Origin of the sequence: Agrobacterium fabrum str. C58, from assembly GCF_000092025.1 — a bacterium.
In the GTDB taxonomy this organism is placed as follows: Bacteria; Pseudomonadota; Alphaproteobacteria; order Rhizobiales; family Rhizobiaceae; genus Agrobacterium; species Agrobacterium fabrum.
In genome coordinates this window covers 1922759-1938702 of sequence record NC_003062.2, presented here as the reverse complement: position 1 = coordinate 1938702, position 15944 = coordinate 1922759, and the positions used below count along the sequence as shown (strand labels likewise).

At 58.1% G+C, this 15944-nt stretch carries 11 protein-coding genes and 1 tRNA gene; 11 read left to right on the top strand and 1 reads right to left on the bottom strand.

From position 1 onward, the window contains the following. Positions 1-109: 109 nt before the first annotated feature. The gene (locus ATU_RS09615; RefSeq protein ID WP_010971969.1) at positions 110-742 is read right to left on the bottom strand and encodes a TerC family protein; all 633 of its coding nucleotides are present in this window, start codon (positions 740-742) and stop codon (positions 110-112) included. A 403-nt stretch (positions 743-1145) separates the two neighbouring features. Between ATU_RS09615 and tuf the strand changes: the two genes are divergently transcribed. From tuf to rpoC, 11 genes are all read left to right on the top strand, one after another. Next, positions 1146-2321, top strand: coding sequence for an elongation factor Tu (gene tuf / locus ATU_RS09610; protein ID WP_010971964.1), 1176 nt, complete (start codon positions 1146-1148; stop codon positions 2319-2321). Positions 2322-2463: 142 nt separating this feature from the next. Further along, a complete protein-coding gene (locus tag ATU_RS09605; protein ID WP_010971968.1) occupies positions 2464-3357 on the top strand; it encodes an NAD-dependent epimerase/dehydratase family protein in 894 nt (297 codons plus the stop codon). A 127-nt stretch (positions 3358-3484) separates the two neighbouring features. Continuing rightward, positions 3485-3560 (top strand) — tRNA-Trp (locus tag ATU_RS09600). A gap of 182 nt (positions 3561-3742) precedes the next feature. After that, complete coding sequence (secE, locus tag ATU_RS09595) at positions 3743-3943, top strand: preprotein translocase subunit SecE (RefSeq protein WP_003523719.1); 201 nt, start codon at positions 3743-3745, stop codon at positions 3941-3943. Between the two features lie 44 nt (positions 3944-3987). After that, positions 3988-4518, top strand: a complete 531-nt coding sequence (gene nusG / locus ATU_RS09590) for a transcription termination/antitermination protein NusG (RefSeq protein ID WP_006316434.1) — start codon at positions 3988-3990, stop codon at positions 4516-4518. Between the two features lie 145 nt (positions 4519-4663). Beyond that, positions 4664-5095 carry a 50S ribosomal protein L11 gene (gene rplK / locus ATU_RS09585; RefSeq protein WP_006316435.1) on the top strand — a complete coding sequence of 144 codons (432 nt, stop codon included), beginning with the start codon at positions 4664-4666 and terminating at the stop codon, positions 5093-5095. A 2-nt stretch (positions 5096-5097) separates the two neighbouring features. Next, positions 5098-5793: a 50S ribosomal protein L1 gene (rplA, locus tag ATU_RS09580; RefSeq protein WP_010971967.1), complete on the top strand. Its 696-nt coding sequence runs from the start codon at positions 5098-5100 to the stop codon at positions 5791-5793. 356 nt (positions 5794-6149) lie between these two features. Beyond that, positions 6150-6668: a 50S ribosomal protein L10 gene (rplJ, locus tag ATU_RS09575; protein ID WP_003507705.1), complete on the top strand. Its 519-nt coding sequence runs from the start codon at positions 6150-6152 to the stop codon at positions 6666-6668. Positions 6669-6727: 59 nt separating this feature from the next. Continuing rightward, the gene (gene rplL / locus ATU_RS09570) at positions 6728-7105 is read left to right on the top strand and encodes a 50S ribosomal protein L7/L12 (protein ID WP_006316437.1); all 378 of its coding nucleotides are present in this window, start codon (positions 6728-6730) and stop codon (positions 7103-7105) included. 263 nt (positions 7106-7368) lie between these two features. Then, a complete protein-coding gene (gene rpoB, locus ATU_RS09565; RefSeq protein ID WP_006316439.1) occupies positions 7369-11505 on the top strand; it encodes a DNA-directed RNA polymerase subunit beta in 4137 nt (1378 codons plus the stop codon). A 181-nt stretch (positions 11506-11686) separates the two neighbouring features. Next, positions 11687-15895, top strand: coding sequence for a DNA-directed RNA polymerase subunit beta' (gene rpoC / locus ATU_RS09560; protein WP_006316440.1), 4209 nt, complete (start codon positions 11687-11689; stop codon positions 15893-15895). The last annotated feature ends 49 nt before the right edge of the window (positions 15896-15944 follow it).

Genomic DNA, 15944 nt, shown 5'->3' with positions numbered 1-15944 from the left:
CTTTGTGAGTGCGGCGGCAGGAGGTGCTGATCCGACGGGCGCGCATCATGAAAAAGGCCCGGAAACTGGTGTTTCCGGGCCTTTTCGGGAAGCATTGCTGCCGGCGGTCTCAGCCGAGATAGGACTGGATATAGGGCAGAACCTCGAGCGTGCCGTGATAAAGCATGTTGAGCGCCACATAGATGATGACGATGAGGCCGAGATAGGAAATCCAGCGATAACGGTGCAGCAGCTTGGCGACGAAGTTGGCGGCGAGACCCATCAGCGCGATCGAAACGATGAGGCCGATGATCAGCACCGTCACATGTTCCTGCGCGGCGCCGGCGACGGCAAGCACATTGTCCAGCGACATCGACACGTCGGCGATGACGATCTGGGTCGCGGCCTGGAAGAAGGTCTTGTGGCCCTTGGTCAGGTCGGCCTCTTCGTCCGTCACCTCGTCTTCGATGGAGCCTGCCGCCTCGCGCAGTTCCGTCCACATCTTCCAGCACACCCAGGCGAGCATCAGGCCGCCGAACAATTGCAGGCCGCCGATGGCGAGGAGCTGCACGGTGACTGCGGCAAAACCGATGCGCAGAACCGTGGCGGCAATGATGCCGACCAGAATGGCCTTGCGGCGAAGATGGGCGGGAAGGCCCGCGGCGGCAAGGCCGATGACGATGGCGTTGTCGCCGGCCAGAACGAGATCGATCGCAATGACCTGTAAGAATGCCGTGAAGCCGGCGGCTGTGAAGATTTCCATGGAATGGTCCTGAAACGGATAATAAGGACACGAGGAAAAGCGAAGGATCGATACGGAGCTCGGCCGGCGTGCCCTGCGTTTCGTTCCAATCGACCGTCTCCCCCGGCGATGGAATGTCCTTAAGCCATCATGCTGGTGCCGGTAAAGAAGTTGTGATGCAAATATCTCAATTAGTGATCGGCAATGCTTGGGGAGAGGGGTCGTCGGGCCTACCCCGGCACACCCTCTCCAGGGGTTTAAATGTCGCAAAACATATACCATATACGCGGCTCGGGGCACGCTTGGAGCGCGCGTCAGGACGCTTTCACAATTAAGTCTTGCGCATTCGCTTACAAAGCCTTAAACGGCGACACCAAACCGGTTCGCCGGGAAATCGACTTCACGTTCACAGGAAGCAATTCACATGGCAAAGAGCAAGTTTGAGCGCAATAAGCCGCACGTCAACATTGGCACGATCGGTCACGTCGACCACGGCAAGACGTCGTTGACTGCTGCGATCACGAAGTATTTCGGCGAGTTCAAGGCGTATGACCAAATCGACGCCGCTCCTGAAGAAAAGGCTCGTGGTATCACGATTTCGACGGCGCACGTTGAGTATGAGACGCCTGCGCGTCACTACGCCCACGTTGACTGCCCCGGCCACGCCGACTATGTGAAGAACATGATCACCGGTGCTGCCCAGATGGACGGCGCGATCCTGGTTTGCTCGGCTGCCGACGGCCCGATGCCACAGACCCGCGAGCACATCCTGCTTGCCCGTCAGGTTGGCGTTCCGGCCATCGTCGTGTTCCTCAACAAGGTCGACCAGGTTGACGACGCCGAGCTTCTCGAGCTCGTCGAGCTTGAAGTTCGCGAACTTCTGTCGTCCTACGACTTCCCGGGCGACGATATCCCGATCATCAAGGGTTCGGCACTTGCTGCTCTTGAAGATTCTGACAAGAAGATCGGTGAAGACGCGATCCGCGAGCTGATGGCTGCTGTCGACGCCTACATCCCGACGCCCGAGCGTCCGATCGACCAGCCGTTCCTGATGCCGATCGAAGACGTGTTCTCGATCTCGGGTCGTGGTACGGTTGTGACGGGTCGCGTTGAGCGCGGTATCGTCAAGGTTGGTGAAGAAGTCGAAATCGTCGGCATCCGTCCGACCTCGAAGACGACTGTTACCGGCGTTGAAATGTTCCGCAAGCTGCTCGACCAGGGCCAGGCCGGCGACAACATCGGTGCACTCGTTCGCGGCGTTACCCGTGACGGCGTCGAGCGTGGTCAGATCCTGTGCAAGCCGGGTTCGGTCAAGCCGCACAAGAAGTTCATGGCAGAAGCCTACATCCTGACGAAGGAAGAAGGCGGTCGTCATACGCCGTTCTTCACGAACTACCGTCCGCAGTTCTACTTCCGTACGACTGACGTTACCGGTATCGTTTCGCTTCCTGAAGGCACGGAAATGGTTATGCCTGGCGACAACGTCACTGTTGAAGTCGAGCTGATCGTTCCGATCGCGATGGAAGAAAAGCTGCGCTTCGCTATCCGCGAAGGCGGCCGTACCGTCGGCGCCGGCATCGTTGCTTCGATCGTCGAGTAATTTTCAGGCCTGAAAAGGCTTGAAGGAAACCCCGCTGGAAACAGCGGGGTTTTTTGTTTTGTATTGGGGCTTGGAAGAGGGGTGGCTTTCGCTCTTCGGCCCGGGCTGCTACTTCATTGCTGGGGAGATGATGAGGAGTATCATGAAAAAGCGCATTCTATTTACCGGCGGTTCCGGCAAGGCTGGCAGGCATGTGATCCCGTGGCTCATCGACAGGGGTTACGAGGTCCACAACATCGATCTTGTCCCGCTCGACAAGCAGGGTGTTACCAATCTCATCGTCGATATCACCGATAGCGGGCAGGTCTTTAACGCTCTTTCCATGCATCGCGATTTTTCGGAGCTTGAAAGCGGGACGGGTGTGTTGCCTTACGATGCGGTGATCCATTTTGCCGCGGTTCCGCGCATCCTGATCAAGCCGGACAACGAGACGTTCCGCATCAATACGATGGGCACCTATAACGTCATCGAGGCAGCGGTGAAGCTTGGCATCCGCAAGATCGTGATTGCATCGAGCGAGACCACCTACGGCGTCTGTTTTGCCGAGGGTGAGAAGGATTTCCATCATTTCCCGCTTGAGGAGGATTATGACGTCGATCCGATGGATTCCTACGGCCTCTCCAAGGTGGTGAATGAAAAGACGGCACGGGCGTTTGCCGAACGAAGCGGATACGACATTTACGCGCTTCGGATCGGCAATGTTATCGAACCCCATGAATATGAGAAATTTCCGGGCTTTTTCGCCCGTCCCGAGACGCGCAAACGCAACGCCTGGGGGTACATCGACGCACGCGACCTCGGCCAGATCTGCCATCTGTGCATCGAAAAGAATGGCCTGGGTTATCAGGTCTTCAACGCGGTCAATGATACGGCGACGGCGACTGTTCCCACACGCGTGCTTGCTCAGACCTATTTCCCCAATGTGGTTTTCCGGCGCGAGATCGGAGACCATGAGGGATTGATTTCGAACCGCAAGATCCGCGACGTGCTGGGTTTCAGGGAAGAGCACGACTGGCGCAAATACGTCAAACCCTGAGAGGTGAGGGCTTTTTGGGAACCAGAGTGGAAAAAACAAAAAACACACTTGCCATTCTTTTCCCGGCGTCTTAAAGGAGCGCATACCGAATTGGCCAAGCGATTTTCGCGGCCGGTTCCGGTGTTTAAGGGGTATAGCTCAGTTGGTAGAGCGGCGGTCTCCAAAACCGCAGGTCGTAAGTTCGAGCCTTACTGCCCCTGCCACTTTCCATTCGCAAGCGCGGTTTTCGCTGCATGGCAGATGGGGCCGGATTTCCGGCGAATTTCGCCGAATGTCGATTTCCTCTTGTTAAAAGTGGAATCGGTGTTTATGTAGGTCAAAACAGACACGCGGTGCGTGGGGCTGATTAGTTCGGCTTTACGTGCCGTAATTGCGTGGGCAGTCAATGGCATCCAAAACTAATCCGTTTACGTTTCTGCAGCAGGTTCGCGCCGAAGCGTCAAAGATCACTTGGCCGTCGCGCCGCGAGACCATGATTTCGACGGCTATGGTGCTGGTGATGGTCATTTTTGCGGCTCTGTTCTTCTTTGCTGCGGACCAGCTCATTGGCTGGCTGCTTAGCCTGGTGTTGAACGTCGGCCGGTAACGGCACGGTCAAAGGCCCGGTAGAAGGATCGAACGGAGAATAAAATGGCAGCGCGCTGGTACATCGTTCACGCATATTCGAATTTCGAAAAGAAGGTCGCTGAGTCGATCGAGGAAAAGGCCCGTCAGAAGGGCCTGAGTCATCTTTTTGAGAAAATCCTCGTGCCGACCGAAAAGGTGGTCGAGGTGCGTCGCGGCCGCAAGGTCGATAGCGAGCGCAAGTTCTTTCCGGGTTACGTGCTGGTGCGCGCCAACCTGACGGATGAGGCCTATCACCTCATCAAGAACACGCCGAAGGTCACCGGTTTCCTCGGTTCGGACAGCAAGCCTGTTCCGATCCCGGATTATGAAGCCGACCGCATCCTCGGCCAGGTTCAGGAAGGTGTCGAGCGTCCGAAGTCTTCGGTATCGTTCGAAATCGGCGAGCAGGTTCGCGTCTCCGACGGTCCGTTCGCGTCGTTCAACGGCGTGGTGCAGGATGTCGATGAAGAGCGTTCGCGCCTGAAGGTGGAAGTTTCGATTTTCGGCCGCGCTACGCCGGTCGAGCTGGAATACAATCAGGTCGAGAAGGTCTGATTGGAGGGGCGAAGCCCCAAACGCGTGGAAGGCTAACTGGCTCTTTAAGCCGGGGCAGGGCGCCGCACCACGCAACCGCAGCCGCCGGAGCGATCCGGCTCGAAGAGAAGCCGGGTAACCGGTTTGAATTGAAAGGCAGAGAGATATGGCTAAGAAAGTTGCAGGCCAGCTCAAGTTGCAGGTAAAGGCTGGGTCGGCCAATCCGTCCCCGCCGATCGGTCCGGCACTTGGTCAGCGTGGCATTAACATCATGGAATTCTGCAAGGCGTTCAATGCCGCCACGCAGGAAATGGAAAAGGGTATGCCGATCCCGGTCGTCATCACCTATTACCAGGACAAGTCCTTCACCTTCGCGATGAAGCAGCCGCCGATGACCTATTGGCTGAAGAAGGAAGCGAAGATCACCTCCGGTTCCAAGACGCCTGGCAAGGGCGCCAAGGTCGGCTCCATCACCAAGGCTCAGGTCAAGACGATCGCTGAAGCCAAGATGAAGGATCTGAACGCAGCCGACATCGAAGGCGCAATGGCAATGGTTGAGGGCTCCGCCCGCGCCATGGGCCTGGAAGTGGTAGGTTGATCATGGCCAAGGTAGCAAAGCGCATTCAGAAGATCCGCGAAGGCGTGGATCCCAACAAGCTTTACGTTCTCACCGACGCCATTTCGATGGTCAAGGAACGTGCTGTCGCCAAGTTCGACGAAACCGTTGAAGTTTCGATGAACCTCGGCGTTGACCCGCGCCATGCGGACCAGATGGTTCGTGGCGTTGTCAACCTGCCGAACGGCACCGGCCGTGACGTTCGCGTCGCCGTTTTCGCCCGTGGCGTCAAGGCTGATGAAGCCACGGCTGCCGGCGCTGACGTTGTTGGCGCGGAAGAGCTGGTTGAAATCGTTCAGGGCGGCAAGATCGACTTCGATCGTTGCATCGCGACCCCGGACATGATGCCGCTCGTCGGCCGTCTCGGCAAGGTACTCGGCCCGCGTGGCATGATGCCGAACCCGAAGGTCGGTACGGTGACGATGGACGTTGCCGGCGCCGTCAAGGCTTCCAAGGGCGGCGCTGTCGAGTTCCGCGTCGAAAAGGCCGGTATCGTACACGCTGGTATTGGCAAGGCTTCGTTCGACGCCAAGGCTCTTGAAGAAAACATCAAGGCTTTCGCCGACGCCGTCATCAAGGCAAAGCCGACCGGTGCCAAGGGCAACTACGTCAAGCGCGTCGCGATTTCCTCGACCATGGGTCCGGGCGTCAAGATCGAACCTTCGTCGGTTACGGCTTAATCAATTCTCGCGCTTCCTTATCGGGAGCGTGACTAAAAGAATTTCCGGCTCTCAGGGAGCCGGAAATTTCCGGGGAAACCCGGAACTCCTGTCCGAGATTGTGGGTGGCCTTGTCTTTCGGGATTTGGCCTTAATCATTCAACCTGCATGAGACGGGTGAGGCTGGATTTGAGGCATCTTTGGATGCCTGACTGTCCGGTTCGAACCTGGTGTGCCTGTGCCTGAAGCCGTTTGCGGCGACAGAGCGGGGGACAGGATCCTCGAGCGTCGCTCGGGATCTTTGTAAAAAGGTCCCTTGGGGCAAAGGCAAACCCGACGGGTTCACATAATGTGGTCCCGTCTACTGGAGACAGACAGTGGAAAGAGCGGAAAAACGCGAATTCGTCACGGAGCTGAACGAAGTCTTCAAGGCTTCCGGTTCGGTTGTCGTGGCCCACTATGCTGGTGTCACCGTTGCGCAGATGAACGACTTCCGTTCGAAGATGCGCGCTGCCGGAGGCACCGTCAAGGTCGCGAAGAACCGCCTGGCCAAGATCGCTCTTCAGGGCACGGAGTCGGAAGGGATGACAAATCTCTTCAAGGGCCAGACGCTGATTGCATACAGCGTCGACCCGATGATCGCTCCGAAAGTCGTCATGGACTTCGCAAAGACCAACGATAAAGTCGTTGTTCTCGGCGGTTCCATGGGCGCAACCACGCTCAACGCCGAAGCAGTCAAGTCGCTTGCGACCCTGCCTTCGCTGGACGAGCTGCGCGCAAAGCTGCTGGGCCTTCTCAATGCCCCGGCAACTCGCGTCGCTACGGTTGTCGCAGCACCTGCAAGCCAGCTTGCACGCGTGTTCTCGGCTTACGCCAAGAAGGACGAAGCCGCTTAAGGCGGTTTTTCGCTGTAATTATTCAAACTGGTTCGAACTGAACAAAAGGAACTATCAAAATGGCTGATCTCGCAAAGATCGTAGAAGACCTCTCCACCCTGACCGTTCTGGAAGCTGCAGAACTGTCGAAGCTTCTTGAAGAAAAGTGGGGCGTTTCCGCTGCTGCTCCGGTAGCTGTTGCTGCTGCTGGCGGTGCTGGCGCTGCTGCTGCTGTTGAAGAAGAAAAGACCGAATTCGACGTCGTTCTGGTTGACGCTGGCGCCAACAAGATCAACGTCATCAAGGAAGTCCGCGCTATCACGGGTCTCGGCCTGAAGGAAGCTAAGGACCTCGTTGAAGGCGCTCCGAAGGCTGTCAAGGAAGCTGTTTCCAAGGCTGAAGCTGCTGACCTCAAGAAGAAGCTTGAAGACGCTGGCGCCAAGGTCGACGTTAAGTAATCTTGCGATTGCTGGCGGGAAGGGGCTTAACGCCCCTTTCCGTCGTTATCGTTTTTAAAACTCATTACCCAAAAGCCGCGTGAAAATGGCTTTTGGGTAATGGGTTCTTCAAGAGAATGGTTCCGAACCGGCTCATCTAGGCAATCCGGCCTGATCGATCCGGGATGTGGAACGAGATTGATGACACCCATTGCTTGACGGGATCGACTGGCCATCGGTTCCCGTCCGTTGCAGGCCCGGATGCAATTTTTAAAGGAGCGACGATGGCTCAGACCCTTTCGTTTAACGGTCGCAGGCGCGTACGCAAGTTTTTCGGCAAAATTCCAGAAGTAGCGGAAATGCCGAACCTCATCGAGGTTCAGAAGGCTTCGTATGACCAGTTTCTCATGGTTGACGAGCCCAAGGGTGGCCGTCCCGACGAGGGATTGAATGCCGTATTCAAATCCGTATTCCCGATCACCGATTTTTCCGGCGCCTCCATGCTCGAATTCGTGTCTTACGAATTCGAAGCGCCGAAGTTCGACGTCGAGGAATGCCGTCAGCGCGATCTGACCTATGCAGCGCCGCTGAAGGTGACGCTGCGCCTCATCGTGTTCGATATCGACGAAGATACCGGCGCGAAGTCCATCAAGGACATCAAGGAACAGTCCGTCTACATGGGCGACATGCCGCTCATGACCAATAACGGCACGTTCATCGTCAACGGCACCGAGCGCGTCATCGTTTCGCAGATGCACCGTTCCCCGGGCGTGTTCTTCGACCACGACAAGGGCAAAAGCCATTCTTCCGGCAAGCTGCTTTTTGCTGCCCGCGTGATCCCGTATCGCGGTTCTTGGCTCGACATCGAGTTCGACGCCAAGGACATCGTCTATGCGCGTATCGACCGTCGCCGCAAGCTGCCCGTGACCTCGCTGCTGATGGCGCTCGGCATGGATGGCGAAGAAATCCTGTCGACCTTCTACACCAAGGCGACCTATGAGCGCTCCGGCGATGGCTGGCGCATTCCGTTCCAGCCTGAAGCGCTGAAGAATGCCAAGGTCATCACCGACATGATCGACGCCGACACCGGCGAAGTCGTTGTCGAAGGTGGCAAGAAGCTGACCCCGCGCCTCATCCGCCAGCTCGTCGACAAGGGCCTGAAGGCGCTGAAGGCGACCGACGAAGATCTCTACGGCAACTACCTGGCCGAAGACATCGTCAATTACTCGACGGGTGAGATCTATCTCGAAGCCGGCGACGAAATCGACGAGAAGACGCTCGGCCTCATTCTGCAGTCCGGCTTTGACGAGATTCCGGTACTCAACATCGACCACGTCAATGTTGGCGCCTATATCCGCAACACGCTGTCTGCGGACAAGAACCAGAACCGCCAGGAAGCGCTGTTCGACATCTACCGCGTCATGCGTCCCGGCGAGCCGCCGACCATGGATTCGGCGGAGGCGATGTTCAACTCGCTGTTCTTCGATGCCGAACGTTACGATCTCTCGGCTGTTGGCCGCGTGAAGATGAACATGCGTCTCGACCTCGACGCGGAAGACACCGTGCGCACGCTGCGCAAGGAAGACATCCTCGCGGTCGTGAAGATGCTGGTCGAACTGCGTGACGGCAAGGGCGAAATCGACGACATCGACAACCTCGGCAACCGCCGTGTCCGTTCTGTCGGCGAGCTGATGGAAAACCAGTATCGTCTGGGGCTTCTGCGCATGGAACGTGCGATCAAGGAACGTATGTCCTCGATCGAAATCGACACCGTGATGCCGCAGGACCTGATCAACGCGAAGCCGGCAGCCGCCGCCGTTCGCGAATTCTTCGGTTCCTCGCAGCTGTCGCAGTTCATGGACCAGGTGAACCCGCTTTCGGAAATCACCCACAAGCGCCGTCTTTCGGCTCTTGGACCGGGTGGTCTGACCCGTGAGCGCGCCGGCTTCGAAGTCCGCGACGTTCACCCGACCCATTACGGCCGTATTTGCCCGATCGAAACGCCTGAAGGCCCGAACATCGGTCTGATCAACTCGCTTGCAACCTTTGCCCGTGTGAACAAGTACGGCTTTATCGAAAGCCCGTACCGCAAGATCATCGACGGCAAGGTGACAACCGACGTGATCTACCTCTCCGCCATGGAAGAGGCCAAGTACTACGTCGCACAGGCCAATGCCGAACTCGATGGCGAAGGCGCCTTCACGGAAGAGTTCGTTGTTTGCCGTCATTCGGGCGAAGTCATGCTCGCACCGCGCGACAACATCAACCTGATGGACGTTTCGCCGAAGCAGCTCGTTTCGGTCGCAGCGGCTCTCATTCCGTTCCTGGAAAACGACGACGCCAACCGCGCTCTCATGGGCTCGAACATGCAGCGTCAGGCCGTTCCGCTTCTGCGCGCCGAGGCACCGTTCGTCGGTACCGGCATGGAGCCGATCGTTGCCCGTGACTCCGGCGCTGCCATTGCAGCCCGTCGTGGCGGTGTTGTCGATCAGGTGGATGCGACCCGTATCGTTATCCGGGCTACGGAAGATCTCGATGCCGGCAAATCCGGTGTTGATATCTACCGTCTGCAGAAGTTCCAGCGTTCGAACCAGAACACCTGCGTCAACCAGCGTCCGCTGGTTTCCGTCGGTGACGCCATCTCCAAGGGTGACATCATCGCGGACGGTCCGTCGACCGACCTCGGCGATCTGGCACTCGGCCGTAACGCGCTCGTCGCGTTCATGCCCTGGAATGGCTACAACTACGAAGACTCGATTCTGATGTCGGAGCGTATCGTTTCCGACGACGTGTTCACCTCCATCCACATCGAAGAATTCGAAGTGATGGCGCGTGACACGAAGCTTGGTCCGGAAGAAATCACGCGCGACATTCCGAACGTTTCGGAAGAAGCGCTGAAGAACCTCGACGAAGCCGGTATCGTCTACATCGGTGCGGAAGTTCAGCCGGGCGACATCCTCGTCGGCAAGATCACGCCGAAGGGCGAAAGCCCGATGACGCCGGAAGAAAAGCTTCTGCGCGCCATCTTCGGTGAAAAGGCTTCCGACGTTCGCGACACGTCCATGCGCATGCCTCCGGGCACGTTCGGTACGATCGTGGAAGTCCGCGTCTTCAACCGTCACGGTGTGGAGAAGGACGAGCGCGCGATGGCTATCGAGCGCGAAGAGATCGAGCGTCTGGCGAAGGACCGCGACGACGAGCAGGCAATTCTCGACCGTAACGTCTACGGCCGCCTGATCGACATGCTGCGTGGCCACGTTTCCATCGCTGGTCCGAAGGGCTTCAAGAAGGGCGTCGAGCTTTCCAACGCCGTCGTCTCCGAATATCCCCGCTCGCAGTGGTGGATGTTCGCGGTCGAGGACGAGAAGGCCCAGTCCGAACTGGAAGCACTTCGCGGCCAGTACGACGAATCCAAGTCGCGCCTTGAACAGCGCTTCATGGACAAGGTCGAAAAGGTCCAGCGCGGCGATGAAATGCCTCCGGGTGTCATGAAGATGGTCAAGGTCTTCGTCGCTGTGAAGCGCAAGATCCAGCCGGGCGACAAGATGGCCGGCCGTCACGGTAACAAGGGCGTCGTCTCGCGTATCGTTCCGGTCGAGGACATGCCGTTCCTCGAAGACGGCACGCATGTCGACATCTGCTTGAACCCGCTTGGCGTGCCTTCGCGCATGAACGTCGGCCAGATCCTCGAAACCCACCTCGCATGGGCATGCGCAGGCATGGGCAAGAAGATCGGCGAGATGCTCGAAGAGTATCGCAAGACGATGGACATCAGCGAGCTTCGTAGCGAGCTGACGGAAATCTACGCGTCCGAGGCTAATGATGAGGTTCAGCGTTTCGATGACGACTCGCTGGTGAAGCTTGCCGAAGAAGCCAAGCGCGGTGTTTCCATCGCGACCCCGGTTTTCGACGGTGCGCATGAGCCTGACGTCGCCGCGATGCTGAAGAAGGCAGGTCTGCATGAATCCGGTCAGTCCGTCCTTTATGACGGTCGTACCGGTGAGCCGTTCGACCGCAAGGTCACCGTCGGCTACATGTACATGATCAAGCTGAACCACCTTGTCGACGACAAGATCCACGCTCGCTCGATCGGTCCTTACTCGCTCGTTACCCAGCAGCCGCTGGGCGGCAAGGCGCAGTTCGGCGGACAGCGCTTCGGGGAAATGGAAGTCTGGGCTCTGGAAGCATACGGCGCGGCTTACACGCTGCAGGAAATGCTCACCGTCAAGTCGGACGACGTTGCCGGCCGCACCAAGGTCTACGAAGCGATCGTCCGTGGCGACGACACCTTCGAGGCCGGTATCCCTGAGAGCTTCAACGTTCTCGTCAAGGAAATGCGGTCGCTCGGTCTGTCGGTCGAACTGGAGAACTCGAAGATCGAGAACCAGTCCGAGGACCAGCTGCCCGACGCGGCGGAATAAACACGATAGAGGCGGGCGCCTTCCAGGGCGCCTGCCGGTTTCCCCGTCAGCCCGGCTGGCGTGGGACACTTTCGCCGCATTGTGCGGTTAAATCCGTATTTAAAGCTCTGGACGGTGACCCGGGAAGAAGCCGGTCCAGATGCAAACAGGGGCAGCAGCTAGCCTCTCAAGGAGACAAGGCATGAACCAAGAGGTCATGAATCTTTTCAATCCTCAGGTGCCTGCGCAGCATTTCGATTCCATCCGGATTTCGATCGCTTCGCCGGAAAAAATCCTGTCGTGGTCCTACGGCGAGATCAAGAAGCCGGAAACCATCAACTACCGTACGTTCAAGCCTGAGCGTGACGGTCTTTTCTGCGCGCGCATCTTTGGGCCGATCAAGGACTATGAGTGCCTGTGCGGCAAGTACAAGCGCATGAAGTACAAGGGCATCATCTGCGAAAAGTGCGGCGTCGAAGTGACGCTGTCGCGCGTTCGCCGTGAGCGCATGGGCCACATTGAGCTCGCAGCGCCGGTTGCCCATATCTGGTTCCTGAAGTCGCTTCCTTCGCGTATCTCGACCTTGCTCGACATGACGCTGAAGGATGTCGAACGCGTTCTCTATTTCGAGAACTACATCGTCACCGAGCCTGGCCTCACTTCGCTGAAGCAGAACCAGCTTCTGTCTGAAGAAGAGTACATGATCGCCGTTGACGAGTTCGGCGAAGACCAGTTCACCGCCATGATCGGCGCTGAAGCCATCTATGAGATGCTGGCTTCGATGAACCTCGAAAAGATCGCCGGCGACCTGCGCGCCGAGCTTGCTGAAACGACTTCTGACCTCAAGCAGAAGAAGTTCATGAAGCGCCTGAAGATCGTCGAGAACTTCATGGAGAGCGGCAATCGTCCGGAATGGATGATCATGAAGGTCGTTCCGGTCATTCCGCCGGACCTGCGTCCGCTGGTTCCGCTGGATGGCGGTCGTTTTGCGACGTCCGACCTCAACGATCTCTATCGCCGCGTCATCAACCGTAACAACCGTCTGAAGCGCCTGATCGAGCTTCGTGCGCCTGGCATCATCATCCGCAATGAAAAGCGTATGTTGCAGGAATCCGTCGATGCGCTGTTCGACAACGGCCGTCGCGGCCGCGTCATCACGGGTGCCAACAAGCGTCCGCTGAAGTCGCTCTCCGACATGCTCAAGGGCAAGCAGGGCCGTTTCCGCCAGAACCTTCTCGGCAAGCGCGTCGACTATTCCGGCCGTTCGGTTATCGTGACCGGTCCGGAACTGAAGCTGCACCAGTGCGGCCTGCCGAAGAAGATGGCGCTCGAACTGTTCAAGCCGTTCATCTATGCCCGTCTCGACGCTAAGGGTTACTCCTCGACCGTCAAGCAGGCCAAGAAGCTGGTTGAAAAGGAAAAGCCGGAGGTCTGGGATATCCTCGACGAGGTCATCCGCGAACATCCGGTTCTTCTGAACCGCGCACCGACGCTGCACCGTCTGGGTATCCAGGCTTTCGAACCCATGCTGGTCGAAGGCAAGGCCATCCAGCTGCATCCGCTCGTCTGCACGGCCTTCAACGCCGACTTCGACGGTGACCAGATGGCTGTTCACGTTCCGCTTTCGCTGGAAGCCCAGCTGGAAGCGCGCGTGCTGATGATGTCGACCAACAACATCCTGCATCCGGCAAACGGCCACCCGATCATCGTTCCGTCGCAGGACATGGTTCTCGGCCTGTATTACCTGTCGATCATGAACCAGAACGAGCCCGGCGAAGGCATGGCTTTCTCGGATATCGGCGAATTGCATCACGCGCTTGAAAACAAGGTCGTGACGCTGCATGCCAAGATCCGTGGCCGCTTCAAGACCGTGGATGCCGACGGCAAGCCGGTTTCCAAGATCCATGAAACGACGCCTGGCCGTATGCTCATCGGCGAACTTCTGCCGAAGAACGTCAACGTGCCTTTCGACACCTGCAACCAGGAAATGACCAAGAAGAACATCTCCAAGATGATCGACACGGTCTACCGTCATTGCGGCCAGAAAGACACGGTCATCTTCTGCGACCGGATCATGCAGCTCGGCTTCAGCCACGCCTGCCGCGCCGGCATTTCGTTCGGCAAGGACGACATGGTCATTCCGGACAGCAAGGTGAAGATCGTCGGCGACACCGAAGCTCTCGTGAAGGAATACGAACAGCAGTATAATGATGGTCTCATCACCCAGGGCGAAAAGTACAACAAGGTTGTCGACGCGTGGGGCAAGGCTACCGAAAAGGTCGCCGAAGAAATGATGGCGCGCATCAAGGCTGTCGAGTTCGATCCGGAAACGGGCCGCCAGAAGCCGATGAACTCTATCTACATGATGTCCCACTCGGGTGCTCGTGGTTCTCCGAACCAGATGCGTCAGCTGGGCGGCATGCGCGGCCTGATGGCCAAGCCCTCGGGCGAAATCATCGAGACGCCGATCATCTCGAACTTCAAGGAAGGCCTGACCGTTAACGAGTACTTCAACTCGACCCACGGTGCCCGTAAGGGTCTTGCAGACACCGCCTTGAAGACCGCAAACTCGGGTTACCTGACCCGTCGTCTCGTCGACGTGGCGCAGGATTGCATCGTCAACTCCGTGGATTGCGGCACCGACAAGGGCCTCACCATGACCGCCATCGTCGATGCCGGTCAGATCGTGGCCTCGATTGGCGCCCGTATCCTCGGCCGCACGGCTCTCGACGACATCGACAACCCGGTCACTGGCGAGAACATCGTCAAGGCCGGCACGCTGATCGACGAAGCCGACGTTGCCATCATCGAGAAGGCTGGCATCCAGTCCGTCCGCATCCGTTCGGCTCTGACCTGCGAAGTGCAGATCGGCGTCTGCGGCGTCTGCTATGGTCGTGACCTTGCACGCGGTACGCCTGTCAACATGGGCGAGGCCGTTGGCGTCATCGCCGCACAGTCGATCGGTGAACCGGGCACGCAGCTCACCATGCGTACCTTCCACCTTGGCGGTACGGCTAACGTGGTCGACCAGTCGTTCCTGGAAGCATCGTATGAAGGTACGATCCAGATCAAGAACCGCAACATCCTGCGGAACTCCGAAGGCGTTCTCATCGCCATGGGCCGTAACATGTCCGTTACGATCCTTGATGAGCGCGGCGTCGAACGTTCCTCGCAGCGTGTCGCTTACGGTTCGAAGATCTTCGTGGACGATGGCGACAAGGTTAAACGCGGTCAGCGTCTTGCAGAGTGGGACCCCTACACCCGTCCGATGATGACGGAAGTGGAAGGTACCGTTCACTTCGAGGACCTCGTCGACGGTCTCTCCGTTCTGGAAGCCACCGACGAATCCACCGGCATCACCAAGCGTCAGGTTATCGACTGGCGTTCGACGCCGCGTGGTTCGGACCTCAAGCCCGCTATCATCATCAAGGATGCTTCCGGCGCGGTTGCCAAGCTTAGCCGCGGTGGCGAAGCTCGCTTCCACCTGTCCGTGGATGCGATCCTCTCGGTCGAACCTGGTTCGAAGGTCTCCCAGGGTGACGTGCTTGCACGTTCGCCGCTGGAAAGCGCCAAGACGAAGGACATCACCGGTGGTCTGCCGCGCGTTGCCGAACTGTTCGAAGCCCGTCGTCCGAAGGACCACGCCATCATCGCAGAGATTGATGGTACGATCCGCCTCGGCCGCGACTACAAGAACAAGCGTCGCGTGATGATCGAGCCTGCGGAAGACGGCGTCGAGCCGGTCGAATACCTGATCCCGAAGGGCAAGCCCTTCCATCTTCAGGAAGGCGACTACATCGAGAAGGGCGAATACATTCTCGACGGCAACCCGGCACCGCACGACATTCTGGCGATCAAGGGTGTAGAGGCTCTGGCTTCCTACCTCGTGAACGAAATCCAGGAAGTCTACCGACTGCAGGGCGTTGTGATCAACGACAAGCACATCGAGGTGATCGTTCGCCAGATGCTGCAGAAGGTCGAGATCACCGATGCTGGTGACAGCCAGTACATCGTTGGCGACAATGTCGACCGTATCGAGATGGAAGACATGAACGACCGTCTCATCGAAGAGGGCAAGAAGCCTGCTTATGGCGAGCCGGTTCTGCTCGGCATCACCAAGGCTTCGTTGCAGACGCCGTCCTTCATCTCGGCCGCATCCTTCCAGGAAACCACCAAGGTTCTCACGGAAGCTGCGATCGCCGGCAAGACGGACACGCTGCAGGGCCTTAAGGAAAACGTCATCGTCGGCCGTCTCATCCCGGCCGGCACCGGCGGCACCATGACGCAGATCCGCCGCATCGCCACCTCGCGCGACGACCTCATTCTGGAGGAACGCCGCAAGGGTACGGGTGCAGGCTCTGCGAACCAGATGCTGCAGGACATGACGGACCAGGTTCCAGCCGCCGAATAAGGTCAGGCAAGGGCAGGGGCTTTACGAAGCCCCGCCATGGTTCAGTAAA

Excerpts from the sequence above, each read along its gene's own strand:
- rpoB (WP_006316439.1), top strand. The coding sequence starts at position 7,369 with ATGGCTCAGACCCTTTCGTTTAACGGTCGCAGGCGCGTACGCAAGTTT.
- nusG (WP_006316434.1), top strand. The coding sequence starts at position 3,988 with ATGGCAGCGCGCTGGTACATCGTTCACGCATATTCGAATTTCGAAAAG.
- rplL (WP_006316437.1), top strand. The coding sequence starts at position 6,728 with ATGGCTGATCTCGCAAAGATCGTAGAAGACCTCTCCACCCTGACCGTT.
- rpoC (WP_006316440.1), top strand. The coding sequence starts at position 11,687 with ATGAACCAAGAGGTCATGAATCTTTTCAATCCTCAGGTGCCTGCGCAG.
- rplK (WP_006316435.1), top strand. The coding sequence starts at position 4,664 with ATGGCTAAGAAAGTTGCAGGCCAGCTCAAGTTGCAGGTAAAGGCTGGG.
- rplA (WP_010971967.1), top strand. The coding sequence starts at position 5,098 with ATGGCCAAGGTAGCAAAGCGCATTCAGAAGATCCGCGAAGGCGTGGAT.
- secE (WP_003523719.1), top strand. The coding sequence starts at position 3,743 with ATGGCATCCAAAACTAATCCGTTTACGTTTCTGCAGCAGGTTCGCGCC.
- ATU_RS09615 (WP_010971969.1), bottom strand. The coding sequence starts at position 742 with ATGGAAATCTTCACAGCCGCCGGCTTCACGGCATTCTTACAGGTCATT.
- tuf (WP_010971964.1), top strand. The coding sequence starts at position 1,146 with ATGGCAAAGAGCAAGTTTGAGCGCAATAAGCCGCACGTCAACATTGGC.
- ATU_RS09605 (WP_010971968.1), top strand. The coding sequence starts at position 2,464 with ATGAAAAAGCGCATTCTATTTACCGGCGGTTCCGGCAAGGCTGGCAGG.